This is a genomic window from Enterobacter cloacae complex sp. OE43NF (assembly GCF_023544405.1).
Taxonomy (GTDB): Bacteria; Pseudomonadota; Gammaproteobacteria; order Enterobacterales; family Enterobacteriaceae; genus Enterobacter; species Enterobacter cloacae.
In genome coordinates this window covers 55,635-66,471 of the sequence record NZ_JAMJFW010000028.1, presented here as the reverse complement: position 1 = coordinate 66,471, position 10,837 = coordinate 55,635, and the positions used below count along the sequence as shown (strand labels likewise).

Sequence of the window (10,837 nt, the reverse complement as noted above, 5' to 3'; positions counted from 1 at the left end):
CCTTGAAACTTTCTCACCTTAAGCTTGCAGACTCGACATTCACGCCGATTCTGGGTATCGTTGGCTATCTGGATGTCTAAACGTTTATACGTATGCTGTGAGGATACAAGGTTATGCCGATTCGGGTGCAGGACGAGCTACCAGCCGTCAATTTCTTACGTGAAGAAAACGTCTTTGTGATGACCACTTCACGCGCGACAGGTCAGGAAATTCGCCCGCTGAAGGTGCTCATCCTTAATCTGATGCCGAAAAAGATCGAAACAGAGAATCAGTTCCTGCGCCTGCTTTCGAACTCTCCGCTCCAGGTGGATATTCAGCTGCTGCGGATCGATGCCCGTGAGTCGCGTAACACGCCTTCTGAGCATCTGAATAACTTCTACTGTAACTTCGACGATATCCGCGAGGAAAACTTCGACGGACTGATTGTCACTGGTGCGCCGCTGGGCCTGGTAGAATTTAATGATGTCGCCTACTGGCCGCAGATCAAACAGGTACTGGAGTGGGCAAAAGATCACGTCACGTCCACGCTGTTTGTCTGTTGGGCAGTACAAGCTGCGCTGAATATTCTCTACGGCATCCCCAAACAAACCCGTACCGAAAAACTCTCCGGCGTATACGAACACCACATTCTTCACCCTCATGCCTTGCTGACACGCGGGTTTGATGATTCGTTCCTGGCCCCGCATTCGCGCTACGCCGATTTCCCGGCGCAGCTGATTCGTGACTACACCGATCTGGAGATCCTGGCCGAAACAGAAGATGGCGATGCTTACCTGTTTGCCAGCAAAGATAAACGTATTGCCTTTGTAACCGGCCATCCTGAATACGATCCACACACCCTCGCGGCAGAGTATTTCCGTGATGTCGAAGCGGGTCTCAATCCGGATGTGCCGTATAACTACTTCCCGAAAAACGATCCCCAGAACAAACCGCGAGCCACCTGGCGCAGTCACGGGAATTTGCTGTTTACCAACTGGCTCAACTATTACGTCTACCAGATAACGCCATACGATCTGCGTCACATGAATCCGACGCTGGAGTAATCTTCTGCATAAAACGATCCTAAAGCGTTTCAGCTATTCACATCAGGCACCTTCGGGTGCCTTTTTTATTTCCGAAATTCAACTCAACATACATTAAAACTTTAAACTCATATTAATCAATAGGTTGAAGTTAAATTTAATTTAAAATGGAAATTGTTTTTGATTTTGGAAAAAATAGAGATAGTCTTAATTCTGCTGAGCGAAAACTACACAACGATCTTTCGTTCGCATTGGGGATGTGAATTTGGATCTTTGATGAGGAGCAGAGTGATGACTCAACAGGCAACGACGGTCGATGAACTGGCCTTTACCCAGCCGTATGGCGAGCAAGAACAGCAAATTTTGACGGCTGAGGCGGTTGAATTCCTGACTGAACTGGTGACCCGCTTTACGCCGCAGCGCAATAAGCTGCTGGCTGCACGCATTCATCAACAGCAGGAAATTGATAATGGCAAGCTGCCTGGGTTTATTTCGGAAACCGCTTCCATTAGACGCGGCGACTGGAAAATCCGCGGCATCCCTGAAGATTTGCAGGATCGCCGCGTTGAGATCACTGGCCCGGTAGAGCGCAAAATGGTGATCAACGCCATGAACGCCAACGTCAAAGTCTTTATGGCGGATTTTGAGGACTCCCTGGCCCCGGACTGGCGTAAAGTGATCGACGGGCAGATCAACCTGCGCGATGCCGTTAATGGCACCATCAGCTATACCAACGAAGCCGGTAAAATTTATCAGCTGAAACCCAATCCGGCGGTTCTGATCTGCCGCGTACGCGGCCTGCACCTGCCGGAAAAACACGTCACGTGGCGCGGAGAAGCGATTCCGGGCAGCTTGTTTGATTTCGCCCTCTATTTCTTCCACAACCACAAAAACCTGCTGGCAAAAGGCAGTGGCCCCTATTTCTACCTGCCGAAGACCCAGGCCTGGCAGGAAGCGGCCTGGTGGAGTGAGGTGTTCAGCTACGCGGAAGATCGCTTCAACCTGCCGCGTGGCACCATTAAAGCCACCCTGCTGATTGAAACGCTGCCTGCCGTATTCCAGATGCATGAAATCCTGCACGCTCTGCGCGATCACATTGTGGGTCTGAACTGCGGACGCTGGGACTACATCTTCAGCTATATCAAAACGTTGAAAAACCACCCCGATCGCGTACTGCCGGATCGCCAGGTTGTCACCATGGATAAACCGTTCCTCAGCGCCTACTCGCGCCTGCTGATTAAAACCTGCCACAAGCGCGGTGCCTTTGCGATGGGCGGCATGGCGGCCTTTATTCCGAGCAAAGACGCTGAGCGTAACAATCAGGTGCTCAACAAGGTGAAAGCTGACAAGGAGCTTGAAGCGCGTAACGGTCACGACGGCACGTGGATCGCCCATCCAGGCCTGGCCGATACGGCAATGGAAGTCTTTAACCACGTGCTCGGCGACAACAAAAACCAGCTGTTTGTCACCCGTGATGACGATGCCCCAATCGCAGAAGAGCAACTTCTGGCGCCGTGCTCGGGTGAACGCACGGAAGAGGGTATGCGCGCCAATATCCGCGTTGCCGTGCAGTACATCGAAGCTTGGATTTCTGGTAACGGCTGTGTGCCCATCTACGGTCTTATGGAAGACGCGGCGACGGCAGAAATCTCCCGTACCTCTATCTGGCAGTGGATCCACCATCAGAAAACGCTCAGCAACGGCAAGCCGGTGACCAAATCCCTGTTCCGCCAGATGCTGGCCGAAGAGATGCGCGTCATTCAGGACGAGCTGGGCGAACACCGCTTCAGCAGCGGACGTTTTGATGATGCCGCCCGCCTGATGGAGCAAATCACAACCTCAGATGACTTAATCGACTTCCTCACCCTGCCAGGCTACCGCCTGCTTGCGTAAATCCACCACATAACAATATGGAGCATCTGCACATGAAAACCCGTACCCAACAAATCGAAGAACTGAAGAAAGAGTGGACACAGCCGCGCTGGGAAGGTATCCGTCGCCCATACAGCGCTGAGGAAGTGGTGAAACTGCGTGGCTCGGTCAATCCGGAATGTACGCTGGCGCAAAATGGCGCGGCGAAGATGTGGCATCTGCTGCATGGCGGCTCCAAAAAGGGCTACATCAACAGCCTCGGTGCACTGACCGGCGGTCAGGCGTTGCAGCAGGCGAAGGCCGGTATCGAAGCCATTTATCTTTCCGGCTGGCAGGTCGCGGCGGATGCCAACCTGGCCTCCAGCATGTATCCGGATCAGTCGCTCTATCCGGCAAACTCGGTGCCGTCGGTGGTGGATCGGATCAACAACACCTTCCGCCGTGCGGATCAGATCCAGTGGGCGGCAGGTATTGAGCCAAACGATCCGCGCTTTATTGACTACTTCCTGCCGATCGTCGCGGATGCAGAAGCCGGTTTCGGCGGCGTGCTGAACGCCTTTGAGCTGATGAAATCGATGATTGAGGCCGGTGCAGCGGCCGTACACTTCGAAGATCAGCTGGCCTCGGTGAAGAAATGCGGACACATGGGCGGCAAAGTGCTGGTCCCGACCCAGGAAGCGATTCAGAAGCTGGTCGCTGCGCGTCTTGCCGCTGACGTGCTCGGCGTGCCGACGCTGGTGATTGCCCGTACCGACGCGGACGCGGCTGACCTGATCACCTCTGACTGCGATCCATACGATAGCGAGTTCATTACCGGCGAGCGCACCAGCGAAGGATTCTATCGTACCCATGCTGGCATTGAGCAGGCCATCAGCCGTGGCCTGGCGTATGCACCGTACGCGGATCTGGTCTGGTGCGAAACCTCCACGCCGGATCTGGCGCTGGCAAAACGCTTTGCCGATGCTATCCACGCCAAATACCCGGGCAAACTGCTGGCCTATAACTGCTCGCCGTCCTTCAACTGGCAGAAGAATCTGGACGATAAAACCATCGCCAGCTTCCAGCAGCAACTGTCAGACATGGGCTACAAGTATCAGTTCATCACCCTGGCGGGGATCCACAGCATGTGGTTCAACATGTTCGACCTGGCGCACGCCTACGCGCAGGGTGAAGGCATGAAGCACTATGTCGAGAAAGTGCAGCAGCCGGAGTTTGCCGCGGGTAAAGAGGGCTATACCTTTGTTTCTCATCAGCAGGAGGTGGGAACCGGTTACTTTGATAATGTGACCACGATTATTCAGGGCGGCGCCTCCTCCGTCACCGCCTTAACGGGGTCAACAGAAGAAGCGCAGTTCTAATCTTTTCCCCCTCTCCCCTCTGGGGAGAGGGTTGGGGTGAGGGGGAATCTATGTCGCGTGGTCTGGAATTACTGATTGCACAGACTATTTTGCAGGGCTTCGATGCCCAGTATGGTCGTTTTCTGGAAGTCACCTCCGGCGCGCAGCAGCGCTTTGAGCACGCCGACTGGCATGCGGTCCAGCAGGCCATGAAGCAGCGTATTCACCTCTACGATCATCACGTGGGTCTGGTGGTGGAACAACTGCGCTGCATTACCGACGGTAAAAACCCTGACGCGGCATTTTTACTGCGCGTTAAGGAGCACTACACCCATTTGTTGCCAGACTACCCGCGCTTCGAGATTGCGGAGAGCTTTTTCAACTCCGTGTATTGCCGGTTATTTGACCACCGCTCATTATCTCCTGAGCGGTTATTTATTTTTAGCTCCCAGCCGGAGCGCCGTTTTCGCACCATTCCGCGCCCGCTGGCGAAGGATTTTTTCCCCGACCACGGCTGGGAGAAGCTCCTGCACCGCGTGTTAACAGATTTACCGCTGCGTTTGCCGTGGGAGAATAAAGCCCGCGATATTGGCTTTATCATCGCCCATCTCCACGAATCCTTTGGCGAAGAGGTTCTCAGCCACTGCCATTTGCAGGTCGCCAACGAGCTTTTCTACCGCAATAAAGCCGCATGGCTGGTGGGCAAGCTCGTGACGCCCTCCGCCACCGTGCCGTTTCTGCTGCCCATACACCGTACCGATGACGGCGAACTGTTTGTCGATACCTGCCTGACCACCAGCGCTGAGGCCAGCATTGTGTTTGGCTTCGCCCGCTCCTATTTTATGGTCTACGCTCCGCTGCCTGCCGCCCTGGTGGAGTGGCTGCGCGAGATCCTGCCGGGCAAAACCACCGCCGAGCTGTATATGGCGATTGGCTGTCAAAAGCATGCCAAAACGGAAAGCTACCGGGAGTATTTGCGTTATGTCACCACCGCCGATGAGCAATTTATCGAAGCGCCCGGCATTCGCGGCATGGTGATGCTGGTCTTTACGCTGCCGGGATTTGACCGGGTGTTTAAGGTCATCAAAGATACATTCGCGCCGCAGAAAGAGATGACCGCAGCGCATGTTCGTGCCTGCTATCAGCTGGTGAAAGAACACGATCGCGTCGGACGCATGGCGGATACGCAGGAGTTTGAAAATTTTGTGCTGGATAAGCGGCAGATCGATCCGGCTTTAATGGCCCTGTTACTGCAGGAAGCACCGGCAAAAATCACCGATCTGGGCGACAAAATAGCGATTAGCCATCTGTATATCGAGCGCCGTATGGTGCCGCTGAATATCTGGCTGGAACAGGCCGACGGTCAGGCTTTAAAAGATGCCATTGAAGAGTACGGCAACGCGATTCGTCAGCTTGCCGCTGCCAATATCTTCCCCGGCGACATGCTGTTTAAAAACTTCGGCGTGACCCGACACGGGCGGGTAGTGTTCTATGATTACGATGAAATTTGCTACATGACCGAGGTTAATTTCCGCGATATCCCGCCGCCCCGTTACCCGGAAGATGAACTCTCCGGCGAGCCGTGGTACAGCGTCTCACCGGGCGATGTCTTTCCCGAGGAGTTTCGCCACTGGCTGTGTGCCGACCCGCGTATTGGGCCATTGTTTGAAGAGATGCATGCCGATCTGTTTCGTGCCAGCTACTGGCGCGGGCTGCAAACGCGGATCAAAAACGGGCATGTGGAAGATGTGTACGCCTACCGTCGTAAACAGCGCTTTTGCATCCGGTTTTCTCCCTCTCCCGCAGGGTAAGGGCATCATGTTTTCTCCCTCTCCCACAGGGAGAGGGCCGGAGTGAGGGCATCAGACCGCACTCAATCCTAGCGAATCCCACCATACGCCAGGGTGACCTCTTTCGCCGCCTTAATCACCAGCGCACCCAGCTCGGTGACGCGATCGTCGGTCATACGGGAAATCGGCCCGGAGATGGAGATGGCGGCAAACGGTTCGCGATGCTCGTCAAAGATACAGGCTGCAATGCAGCGCAGGCCCAGGGCGTGCTCCTCGTCGTCAAACGAATAGCCGCGCTTACGGGTCAACGCCAGATCTTCTTTCAGATGTACCGGTGAAACCAGCGTGGCGTGGGTATAGGCGTGCAGCCCTTTACGGTGCAGCAGCCCCGTCACCTGTTCCTCGCTCAGCTGCGACAGAAAGGCTTTCCCCGCGCCGGACGCGTGCATCGGCAGCTTACCGCCAATGGGGGCTGACATACGCATCAGTTGGGTACACTGTACCTGGTCAATGATGATCGCCTGATGATCGCTCTGGTCGAGCACGGCCAGATTCACGGTCTCGCCCGACTCTTCCATTAATTTGCGCAGGATAGGGTGCACAATCGCCAGCAGGTTGCGGCTTTGCAGGAAGCTGCTACCGACGATGAACGCATGGGCGCCGACTGCCCAGTGCCCCAGCTCGCCAACCTGACGCACAAAGCCAAGCTGTTGCATGGTGGTCAGCAGCCTGTGCGTAGTGGAGTTCGGCAAACCAGCCTGTTGGGCCAGCTCCGTCAGGGCCACGCTGCTGTGCGACTCGGCTATCCATTCCAGCAGCTTCAAACCGCGTGTAAGCGATTGAACCTGTCCACCCTGTTGTGCGGCGGGGGTGGCAGCAGGTTTTCTGCCGCGTTTCGCGGGAACGGTCGTGACCATGACGATCTCCTTTTTCTGTATCGTGGAAATCATTTTCGTTTTATTTGGTGATTTTGCAACCGTTATCCTGACTGATCGGATGAGTGATAGTGAACATGTCTCATGTTACCGCCGTGTGACTTTTCCACCCTGCAAGATTGTGCCAGTATGGACCGCAGCCTTTTGGCCTGGTTGAGCGTTGTCGGGAGCAAGTGTGAGCAGCAAAGTAGAGCAACTGCGTGCGCAGTTAAATGAACGAATTCTGGTGCTGGACGGCGGCATGGGCACCATGATCCAGAGCTATCGCCTCAGTGAAGACGATTTCCGTGGCGAACGTTTTGCGGACTGGCCATGCGATCTCAAAGGTAACAATGACCTGCTGGTATTAAGCAAACCGCAGGTGATTGCGGATATCCACAACGCCTACTTCGAAGCGGGGGCGGATATCGTTGAAACCAACACCTTCAACTCGACAACCATCGCCATGGCGGATTACCAGATGGAATCCCTGTCGGCGGAGATAAACTATGAGGCGGCGAAGCTGGCCCGCGCCTGTGCCGACGCGTGGACGGCGCGCACGCCGGAGAAACCGCGCTACGTTGCCGGGGTGCTCGGCCCAACCAACCGCACCGCCTCTATTTCACCGGACGTAAACGACCCGGCGTTTCGTAACATCACCTTTGACCAGCTGGTGGCAGCCTACCGTGAATCAACCAAAGCGCTGGTGGAAGGCGGTTCCGACCTGATCCTGATTGAAACGGTTTTCGATACCCTCAATGCCAAAGCCGCGATTTACGCGGTGAAAGAGGAGTTCGAGGCGCTGGGCGTCGAGCTGCCAATTATGATTTCCGGCACCATTACCGATGCCTCTGGCCGTACCCTGTCCGGGCAGACCACCGAAGCGTTTTATAACTCCTTGCGCCACGCGGAAGCGCTCTCCTTCGGCCTGAACTGTGCGCTGGGTCCGGATGAGCTGCGCCAGTATGTGCAGGAACTGTCACGTATTGCGGAATGCTACGTCACCGCACACCCGAACGCCGGTCTGCCAAACGCCTTTGGCGAATATGATCTGGATGCGGACACCATGGCGGCGCAGATCCGCGAATGGGCCGAATCCGGTTTCCTGAATATCGTTGGCGGCTGCTGCGGTACCACGCCGGAGCACATCACCGCCATGAGCAATGCCGTGGCCGGTTTGCCGCCGCGTAAACTGCCCGAGCTGCCGGTTGCCTGCCGTCTCTCCGGCCTTGAGCCGTTGACCATCGGTGACGACAGCCTGTTTGTGAACGTTGGGGAACGTACCAACGTCACCGGTTCCGCGAAATTCAAACGCCTGATCAAAGAAGAGAAGTACAGCGAAGCGCTGGACGTTGCCCGCCAGCAGGTAGAAAGCGGCGCGCAGATCATCGACATCAACATGGATGAGGGGATGCTCGACGCCGAGGCGGCGATGGTACGTTTCCTCAACCTGATCGCCGGCGAGCCGGATATTGCTCGCGTGCCGATCATGATTGACTCCTCCAAATGGGAAGTGATCGAAAAAGGGCTGAAGTGCATTCAGGGCAAAGGTATCGTCAACTCCATCTCAATGAAAGAAGGGGCCGATATCTTTATTCACCACGCGAAGATGGTGCGCCGCTACGGCGCGGCCGTGGTGGTGATGGCCTTTGATGAAGTGGGCCAGGCGGACACCCGCGAGCGCAAAATTGAGATTTGCCGCCGCGCGTACAAGATCCTGACCGAAGAGGTGGGCTTCCCGCCGGAAGACATCATCTTTGACCCGAACATCTTCGCCGTCGCCACCGGGATTGAAGAGCACAATAACTACGCCCAGGACTTTATCGGCGCGTGTGAAGACATCAAACGTGAGCTGCCGCATGCGCTGATCTCCGGCGGCGTCTCGAACGTGTCGTTCTCGTTCCGCGGCAACGACCCGGTACGTGAAGCGATCCACGCCGTATTCCTCTACTACGCCATCCGCAACGGGATGGATATGGGGATCGTCAACGCCGGACAGCTGGCGATTTATGACGATCTGCCCGCAGAACTGCGCGACGCGGTGGAAGATGTGATCCTCAACCGCCGTGACGACGCCACCGAGCGGCTGCTCGATCTGGCAGAAAAATACCGCGGTAGCAAATCGGACGACGCTGCCAACGTCCAGCAGGCCGAGTGGCGTAGCTGGGATGTCAAGAAGCGGCTGGAATATTCGCTGGTAAAAGGCATCACCGAATTTATCGAGCAGGATACCGAAGAGGCGCGCCAGCAGGCCGCCCGGCCCATCGAGGTTATCGAAGGGCCGCTGATGGACGGCATGAACGTGGTGGGCGATCTGTTCGGCGAGGGCAAAATGTTCCTGCCGCAGGTGGTCAAGTCCGCGCGCGTAATGAAGCAGGCCGTGGCGTATCTGGAGCCGTTCATCGAAGCCAGCAAAGAGCAGGGCTCCAGCAACGGTAAAATGGTTATCGCCACCGTGAAGGGCGACGTGCATGACATCGGAAAGAACATTGTCGGTGTGGTGCTGCAGTGTAATAACTACGAGATTATTGACCTTGGCGTAATGGTGCCGGCGGATAAAATCCTCAGGACCGCGCGCGAAGTCAATGCTGACCTGATTGGCCTTTCCGGGCTGATTACCCCGTCGCTCGACGAGATGGTTAACGTGGCGAAAGAGATGGAGCGTCAGGGCTTCACCATTCCGTTGCTGATTGGCGGGGCGACCACCTCAAAAGCGCATACGGCGGTGAAGATTGAGCAGAACTACAGCGGCCCGACGGTCTATGTTCAGAACGCCTCGCGCACCGTGGGCGTGGTCTCAGCGCTGCTCTCCGACACCCAGCGCGATGACTTTGTGGCCCGGACCCGCAAAGAGTACGAAACCGTCCGCATTCAGCATGCCCGCAAGAAACCGCGCACCCCACCGGTGACGCTTCAGGCGGCGCGCGATAACGATCTGGCGTTTGACTGGGCGAGCTATACGCCGCCGGTTGCCCATCGTCTGGGCGTGCAGGAGGTGACCGCCAGCATCGAAACGTTGCGCAACTACATCGACTGGACACCATTCTTTATGACATGGTCGCTGGCGGGCAAATATCCGCGCATCCTGGAAGATGAGGTTGTCGGCGAAGAGGCGAAGCGCCTGTTTAAAGATGCCAACGACATGCTCGACAAACTCAGTGCCGAGAAAGCCCTTAACCCGCGCGGCGTGGTGGGGCTGTTCCCGGCTAACCGCGTGGGCGACGACATCGAAATTTATCGCGATGAGACGCGCACTCACGTGCTGACCGTAAGCCATCACCTGCGCCAGCAAACCGAAAAGGTCGGGTTTGCCAACTACTGTCTGGCCGATTTTGTTGCGCCGAAACTGAGTGGTAAAGCCGACTACATCGGTGCCTTCGCCGTGACCGGCGGTCTGGAAGAGGACGCCCTGGCGGATGCCTTTGAAGCTCAGCACGATGATTACAACAAAATCATGGTCAAAGCGATTGCCGATCGTCTGGCGGAAGCGTTCGCAGAGTATCTGCATGAGCGCGTACGCAAGGTTTACTGGGGCTACGCGGCGAATGAAAATCTCAGCAACGAGGAGCTGATCCGCGAAAACTACCAGGGGATCCGCCCGGCACCCGGCTACCCGGCCTGTCCGGAACATACCGAAAAGGGCACCATCTGGCAGCTGCTGGACGTTGAGGCCCATACCGGGATGAAACTGACCGAATCTTTCGCGATGTGGCCTGGGGCATCGGTATCCGGCTGGTACTTCAGTCATCCGGACAGCAAATACTTTGCCGTGGCGCAGCTGCAGCGCGATCAGATTGAAGATTATGCACTGCGTAAAGGCATGAGCGTCTCAGAAGTGGAGCGTTGGTTAGCGCCGAATCTCGGCTACGACGCCGACTGACGTCACTTTTCCTTACAACTAA

The 10,837-nt window shown here is 56.1% G+C and carries 6 protein-coding genes; 5 read left to right on the top strand and 1 reads right to left on the bottom strand.

Annotated elements, in window-relative coordinates; genetic code table 11:
* Nucleotides 1-113 precede the first annotated feature (113 nt).
* The 4 genes from metA to aceK all read left to right on the top strand — a co-directional run bounded on the left by metA (nucleotide 114) and on the right by aceK (nucleotide 6,042).
* A complete protein-coding gene (metA, locus tag M8370_RS14460) occupies nucleotides 114-1,043 on the top strand; it encodes a homoserine O-acetyltransferase MetA (protein ID WP_013095021.1) in 930 nt (309 codons plus the stop codon).
* A 270-nt stretch (nucleotides 1,044-1,313) separates the two neighbouring features.
* Complete coding sequence (gene aceB / locus M8370_RS14455; protein ID WP_013095022.1) at nucleotides 1,314-2,915, top strand: malate synthase A; 1,602 nt, start codon at nucleotides 1,314-1,316, stop codon at nucleotides 2,913-2,915.
* 32 nt (nucleotides 2,916-2,947) lie between these two features.
* Nucleotides 2,948-4,252: an isocitrate lyase gene (gene aceA / locus M8370_RS14450; protein ID WP_020686610.1), complete on the top strand. Its 1,305-nt coding sequence runs from the start codon at nucleotides 2,948-2,950 to the stop codon at nucleotides 4,250-4,252.
* A gap of 50 nt (nucleotides 4,253-4,302) precedes the next feature.
* Nucleotides 4,303-6,042, top strand: a complete 1,740-nt coding sequence (gene aceK / locus M8370_RS14445; protein ID WP_246949752.1) for a bifunctional isocitrate dehydrogenase kinase/phosphatase — start codon at nucleotides 4,303-4,305, stop codon at nucleotides 6,040-6,042.
* 68 nt (nucleotides 6,043-6,110) lie between these two features.
* Here aceK and iclR read toward each other — a convergent pair whose 3' ends face one another.
* Complete coding sequence (gene iclR, locus M8370_RS14440) at nucleotides 6,111-6,938, bottom strand: glyoxylate bypass operon transcriptional repressor IclR (protein WP_013095025.1); 828 nt, start codon at nucleotides 6,936-6,938, stop codon at nucleotides 6,111-6,113.
* A gap of 193 nt (nucleotides 6,939-7,131) precedes the next feature.
* Here iclR and metH point away from each other — a divergent pair, with 193 nt between their 5' ends.
* Nucleotides 7,132-10,815 (top strand): methionine synthase, encoded by a 3,684-nt coding sequence (gene metH, locus M8370_RS14435; protein WP_062857174.1) that lies wholly within the window; start codon nucleotides 7,132-7,134, stop codon nucleotides 10,813-10,815.
* Nucleotides 10,816-10,837: the final 22 nt, after the last annotated feature.

Coding starts and splice junctions, on each gene's coding strand:
- aceA (WP_020686610.1), top strand. CDS start 2,948: ATGAAAACCCGTACCCAACAAATCGAAGAACTGAAGAAAGAGTGGACA.
- metA (WP_013095021.1), top strand. CDS start 114: ATGCCGATTCGGGTGCAGGACGAGCTACCAGCCGTCAATTTCTTACGT.
- aceK (WP_246949752.1), top strand. CDS start 4,303: ATGTCGCGTGGTCTGGAATTACTGATTGCACAGACTATTTTGCAGGGC.
- iclR (WP_013095025.1), bottom strand. CDS start 6,938: ATGGTCACGACCGTTCCCGCGAAACGCGGCAGAAAACCTGCTGCCACC.
- aceB (WP_013095022.1), top strand. CDS start 1,314: ATGACTCAACAGGCAACGACGGTCGATGAACTGGCCTTTACCCAGCCG.